Genomic DNA, 16,239 nt, shown 5'->3' with positions numbered 1-16,239 from the left:
AGATAGGAATGCCCTTGCCCGGCCGCAATCGGCTGGAGAAAAATGGTCTCAAAACAGGCCCTTTGGTGGCAGGTTCCGGGTAAGTGTTGCGCAACCGCCACGGGCTGCGGCTAAGATTGTCGCTCACGCGGCTCTTTGTTGCGTCTGCGAGCGGGCCGTGGCTACGATTCCGGCCAATCGCGAAGCGTATTGTCCCCAGGGAAAACATCGATGAGACCGAACGGCCGTCACACCGCCGGCGCCAGCCAATTGCCCGCCCTCCGTGTGTGGGCGATTTGCCTGCTTCTGCTGTCAGTTGTTGCCATCAGCCCGACCACCGCGAGGGCGGCGCCGAGCCAGGCCCAGGTCGCGACCACGCATGTCTACCTGCTCCGCGGCGTGCTCAACATCTTCTCGCTCGGGCTCGACACGATCGGCTCCCGCCTCCAGGCGCAGGGCATCCCGGTGACCGTCGCGAACTTCGTCTCCTGGTCCTCGCTCGCCGATGAAGCCGCGACCGCCTACAGGGCCGGCCGCATCAAGACCATCATCCTGGTCGGCCATTCCTCCGGCGCGACCGCGCTGCCGGACATGATCGCCAAGCTCAACCAGCTCGGCGTGCCCGTGAAGCTCGCGATCGGCCTCGATTCCGTGTTCAAGACCAAGCTCTCGACTGGCGCCGAGCGCTACATCAACATCTATATCGGCGACGGCCCCGGCGAGCCGGTGCGGGCTGCGGCGGGCCTGCGCGGCAAGCTCGACAATGTCGACGTGCGCGGCACCGGCGTCGGCCATATCTCGATCGACAAGAACGAGGCGATCCAGCGCCGCGTCATCGCCGAGATCGACGCCGCGATCATGCGCTCGCGCGCCCCGGCTCCCGTCGCCGAACCCGGCGCGCCGCGGTCCGCGCGCGCCGCGGCGGCAACGGCTCCGGCCAGGAACTGAGCGCGACGCTCATGCCCGGATCGTGTGACGCAGCCTAGGCGGCGGTCACACGCACCGGCATGCTCTCGAGCCCGCGCAGCGAATTGTTGAGCCTGCGCTTCGGCTCGCCCGCGAGCTCGATCGTCTTCACGCGCCGTGCGAGCTCGCCGAAGATCAATTCGCCTTCCAGACGCGCGATCATCTGGCCGACGCAGGCGTGGATGCCGGCGCCGAAGCCGACATGCCCGGTCGCAACCCGCTCGACGTCGAAGCGATCGGGCCCATCCCACCGCGCAGGATCGCGGTTGGCCGAGGCCATGAACAGCAGCACCTTGCGGTGGGCGGGAATCACGCCGCCTGCGATCTCGACCTCGCGTGAGGTGGTGCGAAAGAACGTCTGCACCGGTGAATCGTAGCGCAGGCCTTCCTCGAACGCGTTGCGCGCCAGCTCCGGCTTGTGATGCAGCTTGCGGTATTCGTCCGGATGCGTGGCGAGCGCGAGCAGGGTGTTGCCGATGCCGTTGACGGTGGTGTCGATCCCGGCTGTGAGGAACGGCCGCACCAGATGCGTTGCTTCGTGCTCGGTGATCTCGCCTTCGTCGGCCGCCTGGTAGATCATCATGCCGAGGCTGTCGGGCCGCAGCGCATCCCGGGCGCAGCATTCCATGATCCAGCTCTGCGCCGCGAGTCCTTCCGTCCGTGAAGCCGCGGCTATCTCGTTCTCGGGACCGAAGCTGTTGAACACGAACGTGCTCCAGGCCAGGAGCTTCTCGCGGCCGTCGGGCCGGATGCCGATCGCGTCCGGAAACACCTTCATCGGAAAGGCCTCCGCAAGATCCGTCACGGCATCGAACGTGCCCTTGTCGATCAGCTCCGTGACCTTCTTCTCGGCCTCCCGCTGGAACGTCTCGCGCAGCTTCCTTGCGACGCCCGGCGACAGCGTGCGGCCGAGGACGCGTCGGCCCTTGTCGTGGTCGGGCGGATCGATCTGGAGCGTCAGCGGTTTTGGCAGCGCCGGATTCATGCCGTGGAGTCCGACGCCTTCGCCGCTGATGAAGGTCTTCCAGTCCTTCAGCGCCGGCTCGACCTCGGCATAACCGGCCATCGCCCACACGCCGTAACGCTCCAATTCGAACGCAGGCCCGAGCGCGCGCAGCGCCTGATAGGCGGGATAGGGGTCCATCAGGAAGTCGGGTGCAAACGGGTCGACCGGACTGGAGGCAATGCCGCTCATGGTCAGCTTCCCGCTGCTATTGCTTGCTAAGCGGGCACTGGCCTTCGTTCTCGGCGCGGAATGCGTCCTCGCCCTTGATGGTGGCGACGACCTTCAGCAGATCCCAGGCTGACTTCGATTCCTCCGGTGCCTTGACCTGGAGCAGGTAGAGCGGGTGGATCTTGCGCCCGTCCTTGCGGATATAGCCCTTGCCGAACAGCGGATCGTCGGTCGGCATCTCCTTCATCGCGGCGACGACGGCCTTGCCGTCCTTGGCGCTGCCGATCTTGTCGACCGCCTTGAGGTAGTGGATGACCGAGGCATAGACGCCGGCCTGCATGTCGTTCGGATAGGCCTTCGAGGGAATGCGCTCGGCGAAGCGTTTGGCGAACGCCCGCGTGCCGTCGTTGAGATCCCAGTAGAACGGATTCATGATCTGCGCGCCTTGCGCAAATTTCAGGCCCAGCGCGGGAAGGCCGTTCATGCCAAGGATCAATCCGACCAGCTTGTGGTCCCGGGTCAGGCCGAACTCGGCGGCCTGCTTCATCGAGGTGATGGTGTCGTCACCGGCATTGGCGAAGCCGACGACATTCGCGCCCGATGCCTGGGCCTGGAGAAGGAAGGAGGCGTAGTCGGCCGTTCCCAGCGGATGCCGCACGCTGCCGAGCACCTCGCCGCCGGACGCTTTCACGGCTTCCGCGGCCTGCTTCTCCAGATCATGACCGAAGGCGTAGTCGGCGGTGATGAAGAACCACTTCTTGCCGCCCTGCTGCACGATCGCCTTGCCGAGACCGCGGCCATAGGCATAGGTGTCGTAGGTCCAGTGCACCGTGTTCGGCGTGCACTTCTCGCCGGTCAACAGCACCGTGCCGGCGCCCGATCCGACGAACACCTTGTTCTTCTCGGCGCTCATGCCGGCCACTGCGAGCGCGATCGACGAGTTCGGGATGTCGAAGATCGCATCGACGCTCTCGTTCTCGTACCAGCGCCGGGCGATGCCGATCCCGATATCGGTCTTGTTCTGATGGTCGGCCGCGACGACCTCGACCGGCTTGCCGGCGGCCTTCCCGCCGTAATCCTCGACCGCCATCTTGGCGGCGACGACCGAGCCGATGCCCTGATAGCTCGCGAACGGACCGGATTGGTCGTTGAGGATGCCGATCTTCACCGCGTCCTGGGCGAACGCCGGCGCCGCGGTCAGCATTGCGGCCAACATGCACAATTTGTGCAGGAATTTGCTGTTCATTGTGTCCCTCTCCCATGGGCGGTCTTGGTGCCGCTGAATAATAGTTATATTTTATAGCTATTTTTGAGAGTGTCAATTCGGCCCGCCCAGGGATTGCAAATCATGAGCCCGAAGACCCCGAAATCCGGAGCTAAATCTGCCGAGCAGCAGGAGAAATCGCTGGATCTGAATGCGCTTCAGCGCACGCCCGGCTTCATGCTGCGCCTCGCGCAGCTGAAATTCTTCGAGGGCTTCTACGAGGAGTTCGCCGCCCTGGGTCTGACGCCCGCGACCTACGCGATCTTCGCCGTGATCCGCGACAATCCCGGTGTGCCGCCGAGCAGTCTCGCCAGCCTGCTGCGGCTGCGCCTGCCGAACCTGATCAAGATCCTGAACGAGCTCGAATCGTCCGGCTTCATCAAGCGCAACCGCTCCAAGGCCGACCGCCGTGCGGTCGAGCTCATACTCACGCCAAAGGGCGCAAAGCTGATTGCCGAGGGGGCAAGGCTGACGGAGCCCTATAATCGCAAGATGCTGGCTCCGCTGAGCGAGGCCGAGCAGCGCACGCTGCTCGACCTCTTGAACCGGATGCTGCCGCTTTAGGCCGGCGCGCGCTGTGGCAATCGACGATCGCCACAGCTCACGTCACTTCAGGAACGCGCGAATGCTCTCTGCGATTTGGCGCGCATGCGTCTCGAGCGCGAAATGACCGGTGTCGAAGAACTGCACCACCGCATTGGGATTGTCGCGCTTGAACGCTTCGGCGCCGGGCGGAATGAAGAACGGATCGTTCTTGCCCCAGACCGCGAGGAACGGCGGCTTGCGGTTACGGAAATACTCCTGGAATGACGGATAGAGCGCGACGTTGCTCTTGTAGTCGCCGAACAGGTCGAGCTGCACGTCGTCCGAGCCCGGACGCGCCAGATAGAAATTGTCGAGGTTCTGTCCGTCCGGCGACACGGTCGTCGGATCGGGAACGCCATGGGTATACTGCCAGCGCGTCGCCTCCGGTGTGAGGAAGGCCCGCAGCGCCTCGCGGTTGGCGGGCGAGGGATCCTGCCAATAGGCCTTGATCGGAGACCATCCGTCGCTGAGCCCGTCCTCATAGGCGTTGCCGTTCTGCGAGATGATCGCGGTGATCCGCTCGGGGTGACGCAGCGCGAGCCGGAAGCCGGTCGGCGCGCCGTAGTCGAAGACGTAGATCGCGAAGCGATCGAAGCCGATCACTTCGGTGAAGCGCTCGATCACCTGTGCGAAATTGTCGAAGGTGTAGCGGAAGCTTTCGCGCGAAGGCATGTCGGACTGGCCGAAGCCGGGAAGGTCCGGCGCGACGATGTGGAATTTGTCGGCAAGCAGCGGGATCAGGTCACGGAACATGTGGCCGGCGCTGGGGAAGCCATGGAGCAGCAGCAGCTTCGGCGCTCCTCTGGGGCCGGCCTCGCGATAGAACACCTTGAAGCCATCGACGTCGGCGGTGCGGTACGTGGTCGGGGTCATGCCCGTCTCCATTGCTGATAGTAACCTGTCTAGAGCCTATAATTAGGTTACGTATCCCCTGAGTAACTTGTCAATAGGCTTTTTAGTGGTTACTAAGGTAACGTTGCTTCGACGGCCAAGGACCGTTCATGGACAGACCGCTCGCCATGTTCATCGCCGACTCGCTCGGCCTCGATTTCCTCAACTCGGTCGCAACGCCAGTCGATATGCCTGTCGACTGGATCGACGATGGCGATGGCCTGATCGACTGGCTGTCGCAGGCGAAATTGGTGCCCGCGGAGGAGCTGAACGCGTTGAGGGCGCAGGCAAAGCCCGGCGAGCTCGACAAGGTCGCCGGTAAGGCCCGCGCGTTGCGCGAGTGGTTCAGGGGCTTTGTTCTGGAGCATGCGGGCCGACCGCTTGGCCCGAGCGCTCTGGAGGAGCTCGGTCCGCTGAACAGCATTTTGCAACAAGACGAAATGTTCAGCCATATCGAAGCGCGGCAGGACGACAGCGATCGTGGCCTCGCGCTGCGGATGAAACGGCGCTGGCGATCACCGGAGTCCCTGCTGCTGCCCGTCGGCGAAGCCATGGCGAAGTTCGTCTGCGAGGAAGACTTCACCGATGTGAAGGCGTGCGAAGGCCATAACTGCACGATGCTGTTCGCCGACCATACCCGCAGGCGCGCACGGCGGTGGTGCATCATGGCGGTCTGCGGCAATCGCGCCAAGCAGGCCGCACATCGCAGCCGGCTCAAGGACAGGCAGTGACGGGCCGATCCGGTCACGGAGCCTTGATGCGCGCGGCGGTGCGTCGCGCCCCGGTTCCCGTGCCCCAAAAACCACCCAATCGGTCGTCACTAAGCCGGTTTGGGAGAGGCTCTTGCCTCCCGTGGTGGGACTGCTGGACTGATGATTGATTTGAGGCGGCTAGTCGTGCTGGCAGCGGTGGCGCTGCTCGCCTTGGGCAACGGCATGGCTGTGGCCTCACCGGCCAAGTCGAAGCGCCCGGCCGTGACGGCCACAGCGCCGCCTCCCGCGCCGCCCGCCGAGCCGCTGCCGCCGCCGAAAATCTACCTGTTCCGCGGTGCCATGGGGCCGATCTTCTCGACCGGCATGGACCGGCTCAGCGAGAAACTGACGCAGGCAGGCTTCGCGGCCGACGTTTATGAATTCACGATCTGCCGGCTGATCGGTAACCGCGCCATCGCCAGCTACAAGGAGAGCCCGGCGCCCATCGTGCTGATCGGCCATTCGATGGGCGGGCTGTGCTCGGTCGTCATCTCCGAGATGGCGGCCAAGGAGAACATCCCGATCAGCCTGGTGATCGCCATCGATCCCGCGCACGCGACCGGCGACGTGCCGCTCAATGTCGAGCGCTTCATCAACATCTTCCTGTCCGACAGCGTGCTCGGTGGCGGCGACGTCGTGGCGGTGCCCGGCTATCGCGGCCATTACGCGAGCTACGACCTGAAGGAAAACAGCCGTGTCTCGCACATCAACATCGAGAAGTCCGACGACATCCATCGTCAGATCGTCGAGATGGTGACGCAGCTGCCGCGCATTCCGCCGCAGACCCAGGCCGATGCCGTGCCGCTGCGCTATCTCGTGCCTGCGGATACGCTGGTCGAACTGTGGGACAGCGGCGTGCGGGTGCCGGTGCGCCGCGGCGACACCATGGAAAGCATCGCCGCAGCCAATCGCGTGCCGCTGTGGACGCTCGCGCAGAGCAATTCGCTTGCAGAGAACGCGCAGCTCACCCCGGGCCAGACCATCATCGTCCCGCGCCATCTGGCGCCGCCGGAGCCTGCCGCCGCGATGGCGACACCGCCGCACTCCGGGCGGAAGTAGAGCAAGAGCGGTCTCAGCAGATCGAGCTCACACCAGGAGATCGTGCTGCCCATGAGACCCGCCTGAGCCGCCCATGCCGTGAGCGACATCATCCAGCTGCGGGACCTCGCCCGCTGCCGTGGCGCCACCATGTCCGTAGGCATGTGCCACGCCTTCATGATGATCGGGCGGCGTCGGGAGATCGTCCACAAATGCGATGCTCGACTTCTCGATCGCCGGATTCACGAAGTTGAAGGAATCGCCCGGTCCTGACGAATGGCCCTGCGCGTTTCCGTGTGGACCGTGCGTGTCGTCTGCCGCAGAATGAGGTTGGCCATTGGGCTTGTCGGGCGTCTCCATCGAAGCATGACTGTGTTTGCTGTCTTGAGATTGATTCGAATGAGGGTTGCCGCCGTTCCCGAGGCCTTTCTGTGAGGCGATATCAAGAAGCGCACTGGCGGTATCGGCGAGGCTTGCATGGCCATGAGCCTCGGCAGCCTTGCCGTTGTCTGGATGCTGGTCGATGGCAACGAGCGCATCCGTCATGCTGAAAGCGACGGCATGATTTTGCTCCGTCGTACCGGTTGTGCCGATTCCGTTTGCATGGATGCTGTCGTCGGTCCGGGGCGGTTCGAAGACAAATTTGACGGGCTCCATCGATAGCGAATGGATTTTCGGTTCCGAGAGGCCGGAGAGTGTTGCAGTCTCGTCCGTGGCGGAAGCAATGATCTCGTGGCTCCACACGCTGTGATCCCGCTCGATATCGAAGGGATAGCTCACATCGATTGCGGTCGAGCTTCCGTCCAACGAAACAGAGCCGCTATTATCCGTCGCCTCAGTGGAGGCGTCGGAGGTGCTTGATGTCATGATCGTCGCGTCGCCTTGCGTGGCGGCGGCCGGATCGATTGTGTCGCTCACCGCCTGGACCGGTGCCGCGGCTTGATCCACGATGAAGTCCGAGGAATCGATGGTCGCGACGCCCTGGAGATGAACTTCCAGCAGGCTGGAATCGCCGATCTGGAGGATTTGATCGGTCGGATTGACATACACGATGGTTTCGTTGGCTGAGCTGTCGTAGATCCAGGCGATGGTGTGCGGCGGCACGGACGAGTTTGTCGAGCTCAATGCCAGGATCACGAATCCGAGCGCGCCGATCGCCGTCAAATCGATCTTGTCGCTTCCCGATCTGAAATCGGTGATCGTATCGAACTGGCCGGCCCTGGAATCGACCGCCGACAGATAGACGAAGACGTCATCGCCGTTGCTGCCCGTGAGCTTGTCCGCTCCGAAGCCGCCGATGATGGTGTCGTTCTCGTTGCTGCCGTCGATGGTGTCTTGCCCGGAGCCGCCGTAGATGACGTCGGCCCCGTTGTTGCCCTTGATCGTATCGTTGCCGGATCCGCCGAAGATGGTGTCGTTCACGCCGGTTCCGTTCAGGGTGTCGTCGCCGGCGCCGCCATAGACGATCTGGGGAACGCTGCCGCCACCGGCGACGCTGTCGTGTCCAGGCGTGCCGTAGACGAACGGGGGATCGGAGACGACGGTTGATCCCGTCGCCAGATTATCGAAGTCGTTGGGGTCGGCGTCGCTGGCGCCATGGATGGCGATCGTCACCTCTTGCGTGGTGCCGTCGATCGACGTCACCGTGAAATGATCGGTGAGCGTGTCGCCGACATCCAGCGCGTCGACCACGGCGTTGTTGTTGTCGAGCCTATAAGTCCAAAGCCCGGACGCGGTCATCGTGAAAGTGCCGTAGCCGCCGTCGCTGACCGTGGGCGAGGTCACCGCCGTGAACGTGTTGGCCGGATTGTCGAGGTCGGTATCGGTGAGCGTGCCGGTCGCGATTGGCGTTCCGGAGGCGATGCCGCCGGCTTCGAGCACCGAACCCGTCGTCGTTCCGGAAATCAGAGCGGCGTCGTTCGTGCCGTTGATCGTGATCGACACCAGCTGCGGCGTGCCGTCGACCGTGGTCACGGTGAACTGATCGTGCAGCGTATCGCCGACATTGAGCGCCTGTACCGTGCTGTTGCCGTTGTCGAGCGTGTAGGTCCACGCGCCCAGCGCCGCCATCGTGAAGGTGCCGAAGCCGCCCTCGCTTGTCCTAGGCGCGGTGACCGGGGTGAAGGTGTTGGACGCATTGTCAGGATCGAGATCGGTCAGCGTGCCGGTCGCGGTCGGCGTACCGGGCGTACCATTGGCGACACCTCCGGCCTCGATCACCGAGCCGCTCGTCGTTCCGGAAATGACCGCCCCATCGTTGCTGCCGTTGATGGTGATCGTCACTGTCTGTGCGGTGCCGTCGGCCGAGGTCACCGTGAAGCTGTCTGTCAGCGTGGTGCCATTGTTGAGCGCCTGCACAGCGGTACTGTTATTGTCCAGCGTGTAGGTCCACACGCCCGCCGTGGTGATGGTGAAGCTGCCATAGCTGTGCGCGCTTGCCGTCGGCGTATTGACCGCCGCGAACGTGTTGGCGGGGTTGTCGACATCCGCTGCGAGAAGCGTGCCCGTCGCGACCGGCGTGCCGGGCGAAGTGCCGCCCGCCTCGACGACGGAACCGGTCGCAGTCCCCGAGATGATTGCGGCGTCGTTCGTGCCGTTGATCGTGATCGTCACCAGCTGCGGGGTGCCGTCGATCGTGGTCACGGTGAACCGATCGATCAGCGTATCGCCGGCATTCAGCGACTGCACTGTACCGCTGCTGTCGTCGAGCGTGTAGGTCCACACGCCGCCGGTTGTCATCGTGAACGTGCCGTAGCCGCCCGCGCTCCTGGTCGGCGAGCTGACCGTCGTGAAGGTGTTGGGCGGATTGTCGACGTCGGCGTCTGTCAGCGTTCCGGTTGCACTCGGCGTGCCCGGCGCCGAATTGGCGACGCCGCCGGCCTCCACCACTGCGCCGGCGGCGTTGCCGGAGATGATGGCGGTGTCGTTGACGCCGTGGATGTTGACGACGAAGGTTCGGCTCGTCGAGAACTCGCCGTCCGAGACCGTGATGATGAAGCCCATGGTCGTCGGCGACGACAGGGCATTGATTGCATCCGCGTTCGGAACAAAAGTGTAGGCGCCGGATGCGCTGTTGAGATAGAGGGTGCCATACGCACCGGTCTGCGAGAGATCGTAGGTCTGTCCGTCCAGGACCGTGGTGCCCGCCGTCCCGCCGCTGAGACCGTAGGTGAGGGGGGAATTGAGCGGGCTGCTGGCGGTGAAAGTGCCGGTTGTCGCGGTGAACGTGTCGTCGAATGCGATCGTGTCGATTTCGGTGGGCCCGCCCGGCACGTTCAGTGACGGCGGCGGACGTACGATCAAGGGTATGTCGGCCGGCGACAGTGCCGGAAGCAGGTTCAGCGGCGCCGGCGCGTTATCCGAGTTGAAGTTGATGTGCTGCAGCGAGGGGGCGATGACGCCAGGTGGCGTACTGGATCCCGTCGGGCCGCGCGTGAGATTGGCGAGCACGTCCTGTTGGGCTGCGTGCAGCTCCTCCATGCGAGCAGCGCTGTTGGTAACCTGATTCACGCTGACCGAGGAGCCGATCCTGTTCAGGATGACGGTTTCGCCTGGATCATCGACGATGATGTGCCGCGGTACGCGCTCCTTGGTGATGAGCTCGAAGGCGCCGTGTTGAAGGTCCTTGTAAGTGAGCGTATCGCTGTCGAGAAACGTGGCGTCGGGGTCCGAGCCTTGTGCTTCTTTCACCATCGAGAAAGTCAGCGCCGCCATCGTCAGGATGCCGAAGCCGGTCGCATGCGAGCGGCCGCGAACGCTGCCGAGGGGCGTGTCGACCGTCAGGGTGCCGCTGTTTGCCAGCCGACCGGCCGCGAACGCAAAGCTTCCGCTGGTGACCGCGACGATCGTCGAACGCGAGGTGCAGTCGGAGTCGCAAGCGAACTCGCGCAGTTCGACGCGAGCTCCGCTGGCGACATTGAAGATGGTGTCGTCGAGCAGCCGGATCCCGATCTGCGCATCCGCAGCCGTTTCGATTACGTCATGGCGGCAGACAAGGTCGCCAATGCTGACCTGCGTGGGCGGGCCGTCATCGCGCGTGAGGGTTATGTATCCCAACGTGCTTTGAACGATGCCGATGATCTGGAGGGGAAAAGTCTTGGTGACCCCGTTCTGGGATCCAACGCCAAACGCAACTGACATAGCCGTGGCCTCGCGCGCCGAACAATTCCGGCTCGGCGCGGTGCCGCGGTCTTCTTGTCGGTATTGCTACGCCGCGGGCGCAATTTTTGGCGTTAGCAACCCCAGGCCTGCACGCCGAAAACGTCTGGTATGAAATGCGAACTTTATAGGTATAGCCAAGGTGGTGGCAGGTTCAGCGGAGATGCCTCTCCGCGCTTACAATTTGCGCTCTCAAGAAGTTGACGGTCGAGCTATGCAACATCTAGCTCACTTTCGCTGGCCAGGCAAACGGCTTGGGCCTAAGATTAAGCACGGCAGAATTGCTTTTTCTGGATGACGGGTCCGTCAGGACCGATCCAGGTTGTAGATATTAACAATGCACGCGAGCTTGGTCGAAGCTCACATAGCTCCCATCAAGCGCCACGCAGATCTTCTCGGAAAGGGCGGGTCATGTGCAGGCATACGATTGCGGTTTTGGTGACTGGCTTCTTTTGGGCATCGGCGAGCGTTCTCGCTGCGCCGGCGCAGGCTCAAGTCAATCCCGCGACACGCGGCCCTGAGGACGTTGTGCCGAAACCCATCGGCAAGGTCGTCGCCGTTACAGGTTCGGTCTCGATCGAGCATGCAGGTGCGGTCGTCGTCCAGGCGAAGCTCGGCGATCCGGCCGCGCAAACCAAGGTCGGCGATACCGTCTATCTGCGCGACGTGGTGCGAACCGGGGCGGACAGCCGGGTCAGCATCAATTTCAGCGATGGCTCGTCGTTCAATCTGTCGAGCAACGCGCGCATGGCCCTGGACGAGTACGTGTACGAGCCGGACGGCAAGTCCAACGCAACGTTCTTCAATCTGGCCAAGGGAACGGCGACTTTTGTCGCCGGCCAGATCGCGAAGAGCGGCGATATGAAAGTCGATACGCCCGTTGCAACGATGGGAATCCGGGGCACCACGCCGCATATCGAAATTGCGGATGACGGCGCGGTCAGGTTCTCGACCCTCATCGAAGAGGGCAAGAGCAAATTGATGAAGAAACGCATCACTGCTGCGGCGCCCGAGCAGGGGAGTGGTCCCAGGCCGAACATCTGCAGAGGATGCTGAAGCGACACGGACATGACGATCAGGGCCGCCATCATCGACAGTGTCGCGCCCGTTCTCGTACTGTTGTCGCTCGGTTCGCCGGCGGTCGCGCAGCAGCCGCAGAAGAAAAGTCACCTCCAGAGCATCGAGCAGTGCAACGGGCCGGACAGCATTCCGGCCCAGGTCCGGATCGCCGGCTGTACGGCGCTGATCAATTCCGGTGATGCCAAGCCGGAGTCGCTGGCTGTGGCTTACAACAATCGCGGCAAGGCCTATGCCGCCGCGGCGGAGTACGACCGCGCGATCAGCGACTTCAATCGGGCGAGCGAGCTCGCCACAGGCTATGCCAAGCCGGTCAACAATCGCGGCGTCGCTTATTTGAGGAAGGGGGCGTATGAGGACGCGGTCAAGGCCTTCGACGAGGCAATCAGGCTCAATCCGGACTATGCCAGCGCCTTCGCCAACCGCGCCGAAGCCCACCTGAAGCTGAATCAATATGAGCGGGCCGCGCGGGATTTCGACGAGGCCATCCGCCTCGATCCGAATTTGACGTGGGCATGGAGCGGACGCTGCTGGACCCGGGCGATCATCGGCGACCTGCAGGCCGGGCTCGACGACTGCGACAAGGTGATTCAGTCGGGATCGAACGATGCCGCGACATACGATTCACGCGCACTGATCCACCTGAAGATGGGCCAATTCGCCGCGGCCATCGACGACTACAACTCGGCGCTGCGCCTGGCGCCGAACCTGGCAAGCGCGCTCTACGGACGCGGACTTGCCAGGCTCAGGCAGGGCGACAACGCCGGTGGCGGTCGTGACGTCTCGGCAGCAAAGCTCATCGACCTCAAGATCGCCGACGCGTTCGCCCGCTACGGCGTGCAGTGACGTCGGGATTGAACCGACTGAAACTAGACGTTCGAGCCGTGGATCGCGTCGATCACGGCGTCGGTCACGTCCTTCGTCGTCGCCTTGCCGCCGACGTCGGGGGTCAGCACGCCGGCCGCGCAGACGCGCTCCACCGCCGCCATCAATCTTGCAGCCGCATCCTTCTCGCCGAGATGCTCGAGCATCTGCGCGCCGGTCCAGAACGTCGCGACCGGGTTGGCGATGCCCTTGCCGGTGATGTCGAAGGCCGAGCCGTGGATCGGCTCGAACATCGAGGGAAAGCGGCGCTGCGGGTCGATGTTGCCGGTCGGTGCCACGCCGAGGCTTCCCGCCAGCGCACCGGCGAGGTCGGAGAGGATGTCGGCGTGGAGGTTGGTCGCGACGATGGTGTCGAGGCTCTTCGGATGCAGCGTCATGCGCACCGTCATGGCGTCGACCAGCATCTTGTCCCAGGTCACGTCGGGGAATTCGGTCGCAACTTCAGCTGCGATCTCGTCCCACATCACCATGCCGTGGCGCTGCGCGTTCGACTTGGTCACGACGGTCAGGAATTTGCGCGGACGCGACTGCGCGAGCTGGAAGGCATAGCGCATGATGCGGGTGACGCCGACGCGGGTGAACACCGCGACTTCCGTGCCGACCTCTTCCGGCAAGCCCTTGTGGGCGCGGCCGCCCATGCCGGCATATTCGCCTTCCGAATTCTCGCGCACGATCACCCAGTCGAGATCGCCGACGCCGACATTGCGCAGCGGCGAGGCGACGCCCGGCAAAATTTTTGTCGGCCGTACATTGGCGTATTGGTCAAAGCCCTGACAGATCGGCAGGCGCAGGCCCCACAGCGTGATGTGGTCGGGCACATCGGGGGCGCCGACCGCGCCGAAATAGATCGCGTCGAACTTCTTCAATTCGCTGAGGCCGTCCGCCGGCATCATCACGCCGTGCTTCTTGTAATAATCCGAGCCCCAGTCGAACGTCCTCACGTTGAAGGCGAGGTCGCCGCTGCGTTTTGCGAGAGCCTCCAGCACGCGGACGCCGGCCGAGATGACCTCGGGGCCGATGCCGTCGGCGGGAATGGCTGCGATCGAATGGGTGCGCATGGGAAGGCTCCGTTTGAGAGATCAGTGGGATTGCGGGACGGGTTCGACGGACGCGGTTTTCGCGCGCGACAATAGCAGGGTGAGGGCGGCCGAGAGAACGAGCAGGCCGCTGACGAAATAGAGTCCGCCGACGAAGCTGCCGGTCTGGTCCTTGATCCAGCCGATCATGGCGGGTCCGACGAAGCCGCCGAGATTGCCGATCGAGTTGATCGTGGCGATGCCGGCCGCGGCCGCAGGGCCGGACAGGAACAGCGTCGGCATGCTCCACAGCGGCGGCTTTGCTGAGGAGATGCCGATATTGACCAGCGTCAGCGCGACCAGCACGGCGACGACACTGGCCGCGAGCCCGGCATAGGCGAGCCCGGCTGCGGCGATCAGGCAGGCCCAGACGACATGCCAGGTGCGCTCGCCGGTGCGGTCCGAATGCCGCGCCCACAGGATCATGGCGACGACGGCCGCGGTTGCCGGCAATGCATTGAGGAAGCCGACCTGGAGCGAGGACAGGCCGAACTGCTTGATGATCTGCGGCGCCCAGACGCCGAGCGTGTAGAGGCCGGCCGAGGTGCCGAAATAGATCAGCGACAGCGCCAGCACGCGCGGATCGGCGAGGCCGCGCCAGATGCTGTGGCTCGCGGTCGCGGCCTTGCTGGTGGTCTCGACGTTCATGGTCTCGACCAGCCAGCGCCGCTCGTCATCGGCGAGCCACTTTGCTTTTTCCGGGCGATCGGTGAGGAAGCCTAGCACGACGAAGCCGAGCAGCACGGCCGGCAGCGCCTCCAGCACGAACAGCCATTGCCAACCCCTAAAGCCGAGCAGGCCGTCCATCTCCAGCAGCGCGCCCGAGATCGGCGAGCCCAGCACGGTCGAGAGCGGCGCGGCGGCCATGAACAGCGCGGTCACGGCAGCCCGCTGGCGTGCCGGGAACCAGTAGGAGAGATAGAGGATGATGCCGGGAAAGAAGCCGGCCTCGGCAACGCCGAGCAGGAAGCGCAGGATGTAGAAGCTGGTCGGCCCTTGCACGAAGGCCATCGCGGCCGAGACGAGACCCCAGGTGATCATCACCCGCGCGATCCAGATCCGCGCGCCGATCTTGTGCAGGATAATGTTGGAGGGCACCTCGAACAGGAAATAGCCCCAGAAGAAGATGCCGGCGCCGAAGCCGTAGACCGCGGGCGACAGGCCGATGTCCTTGTTCATCGTCAGCGAGGCGAAGCCGATATTGACGCGGTCGATGAAGGCGACGAAGTACAGCAACATGATGAAGGGAACGATGCGCCAGGTGATCTTGCGCAGCACGCGCGTCTGAATCTCGCTCGTCATCCTCGCCTCCCTCAAGTTCCCGCTTGTTGTTGTGTCGGCGGACCGTGAGAGGTCGACGCCGGCCATGAGCCTAGGCGGGGGCGGGAGGCATACTCAATTGGCGCTGGTTTATACAAAAAAATGATATAATCCTCACGAGCAGAGACGAGAAGGATCCGAATGGAATTGCATCAGCTTCGATGCTTCGTGGCGGCGGCCGAGCAGCTGCATTTCGGCCATGCGGCGCAGCAGCTCCAGATGCTGCCCTCCGCACTCGGCCGGCAGATCAGGCTGCTGGAGGAGGATCTGGGAACGCGGCTGTTCGCGCGAACCACGCGCGCGGTGTCGCTCACCGAGGACGGCACGACGCTGCTGCGTGATGCCCGCGCCATCCTCGCCAAGGTCGAGGCGGTCGAGAGCAACCTTCGCAATCGCTCGCGCGCGGGGGCCGCACGGCGGCTGCGGGTCGGCGCCATCGACAGTGCCGCGGCGGGATTGCTGCCGCCGCTCTTGCGCGACTTTCGCGACAAGCATCCCGACGTCGCCGTGCAGCTGCTCGAGGACAAGACCGTCCGGCTGCTGCCGAAGATTTTGACCGGCGCGCTCGATCTCGCCTTCGTCCGTCCGCCTGATAGCGCGGACAAGCGCCTGGAATTCCGCGACCTGCTCCAGGAGAGCGCCATCGTGGCGTTCCCGCAGCGGCACGCGCTCGCTGCACGCAAATCGGTCACGCTGGCGCAGATCGCCGACGAGGCGATGCTGGTGCCGGACCGCCGCTCGCGGCCGCACAGCCACGACCTCACCATAAAACTGTTCGAGCAGGCCGGCCTCGCGCCGCGCATCGTGCAGGTGGCCGACGAGAAGCAGACCATCATCAATCTGGTGGCGACGAAGCTCGGGGTCGCGATCGTGCCGCGCTGGACCATGCGGATGGCGGTCCCGGGGGTGCGCTTCGTGCCGCTCCGGCCGAAGCAGAGCGGGCCGGTCGGCCGGCTGCCGCTCGCCGCCGCCTGGCTGCGCGGTTCGCGCGATCCGGCACGCGATGCGATGCTGGCGGTGCTGGAGGCACGCCTGCGCAGCTATGCGCGGGAGGCGTGAGCGGCTATGACATTG

Annotated in this window: 13 protein-coding genes; 7 read left to right on the top strand and 6 right to left on the bottom strand. The window is 64.2% G+C overall.

Translation table 11 applies throughout. The features are described 5' to 3' along the window. Positions 1–210: 210 nt before the first annotated feature. Complete coding sequence (locus JQ603_RS11835) at positions 211–927, top strand: hypothetical protein (protein WP_212339641.1); 717 nt, start codon at positions 211–213, stop codon at positions 925–927. Positions 928–961: 34 nt separating this feature from the next. Here the strand turns inward: JQ603_RS11835 and JQ603_RS11830 are convergent, their stop codons facing one another. Continuing rightward, entirely contained in the window at positions 962–2,140 is a 1,179-nt protein-coding gene (locus JQ603_RS11830; protein WP_212339640.1) for a cytochrome P450, read from the bottom strand. Positions 2,141–2,156: 16 nt separating this feature from the next. Then, complete coding sequence (locus JQ603_RS11825; protein ID WP_212339639.1) at positions 2,157–3,365, bottom strand: ABC transporter substrate-binding protein; 1,209 nt, start codon at positions 3,363–3,365, stop codon at positions 2,157–2,159. Between the two features lie 102 nt (positions 3,366–3,467). Here JQ603_RS11825 and JQ603_RS11820 point away from each other — a divergent pair, with 102 nt between their 5' ends. Then, the gene (locus tag JQ603_RS11820; RefSeq protein ID WP_212339638.1) at positions 3,468–3,947 is read left to right on the top strand and encodes a MarR family winged helix-turn-helix transcriptional regulator; all 480 of its coding nucleotides are present in this window, start codon (positions 3,468–3,470) and stop codon (positions 3,945–3,947) included. A gap of 42 nt (positions 3,948–3,989) precedes the next feature. Here JQ603_RS11820 and JQ603_RS11815 read toward each other — a convergent pair whose 3' ends face one another. Then, a complete protein-coding gene (locus JQ603_RS11815) occupies positions 3,990–4,841 on the bottom strand; it encodes an alpha/beta fold hydrolase (protein WP_212339637.1) in 852 nt (283 codons plus the stop codon). Positions 4,842–4,969: 128 nt separating this feature from the next. On the opposite strand from JQ603_RS11815, the gene JQ603_RS11810 reads away from it, so the two are divergent. Together JQ603_RS11810 and JQ603_RS11805 are read left to right on the top strand one after the other, a co-directional pair. Beyond that, on the top strand, positions 4,970–5,590 hold the full coding sequence (locus JQ603_RS11810) for a CGNR zinc finger domain-containing protein (RefSeq protein ID WP_212339636.1): 621 nt from the start codon (positions 4,970–4,972) through the stop codon (positions 5,588–5,590). Between the two features lie 141 nt (positions 5,591–5,731). Beyond that, positions 5,732–6,670, top strand: a complete 939-nt coding sequence (locus JQ603_RS11805; RefSeq protein WP_212339635.1) for a LysM peptidoglycan-binding domain-containing protein — start codon at positions 5,732–5,734, stop codon at positions 6,668–6,670. A gap of 27 nt (positions 6,671–6,697) precedes the next feature. Here JQ603_RS11805 and JQ603_RS11800 read toward each other — a convergent pair whose 3' ends face one another. Next, on the bottom strand, positions 6,698–10,789 hold the full coding sequence (locus JQ603_RS11800; RefSeq protein WP_245003553.1) for a VCBS domain-containing protein: 4,092 nt from the start codon (positions 10,787–10,789) through the stop codon (positions 6,698–6,700). Positions 10,790–11,218: 429 nt separating this feature from the next. On the opposite strand from JQ603_RS11800, the gene JQ603_RS11795 reads away from it, so the two are divergent. Next, entirely contained in the window at positions 11,219–11,863 is a 645-nt protein-coding gene (locus tag JQ603_RS11795) for a FecR family protein (protein WP_212339634.1), read from the top strand. Positions 11,864–11,875: 12 nt separating this feature from the next. Beyond that, on the top strand, positions 11,876–12,730 hold the full coding sequence (locus JQ603_RS11790; protein ID WP_212339633.1) for a tetratricopeptide repeat protein: 855 nt from the start codon (positions 11,876–11,878) through the stop codon (positions 12,728–12,730). A gap of 23 nt (positions 12,731–12,753) precedes the next feature. Here JQ603_RS11790 and JQ603_RS11785 read toward each other — a convergent pair whose 3' ends face one another. Next, positions 12,754–13,827 carry a tartrate dehydrogenase gene (locus JQ603_RS11785; RefSeq protein WP_212339632.1) on the bottom strand — a complete coding sequence of 358 codons (1,074 nt, stop codon included), beginning with the start codon at positions 13,825–13,827 and terminating at the stop codon, positions 12,754–12,756. 21 nt (positions 13,828–13,848) lie between these two features. Next, on the bottom strand, positions 13,849–15,147 hold the full coding sequence (locus JQ603_RS11780; protein WP_212339631.1) for an MFS transporter: 1,299 nt from the start codon (positions 15,145–15,147) through the stop codon (positions 13,849–13,851). 159 nt (positions 15,148–15,306) lie between these two features. Here JQ603_RS11780 and JQ603_RS11775 point away from each other — a divergent pair, with 159 nt between their 5' ends. Further along, complete coding sequence (locus tag JQ603_RS11775) at positions 15,307–16,224, top strand: LysR family transcriptional regulator (protein ID WP_212339630.1); 918 nt, start codon at positions 15,307–15,309, stop codon at positions 16,222–16,224. Positions 16,225–16,239 lie beyond the last annotated feature (15 nt).

Source organism: Bradyrhizobium liaoningense (assembly GCF_018130825.1).
Classification (GTDB): domain Bacteria; phylum Pseudomonadota; class Alphaproteobacteria; order Rhizobiales; family Xanthobacteraceae; genus Bradyrhizobium; species Bradyrhizobium liaoningense_B.
This window is presented reverse-complemented; position numbering and strand designations above follow the sequence as displayed.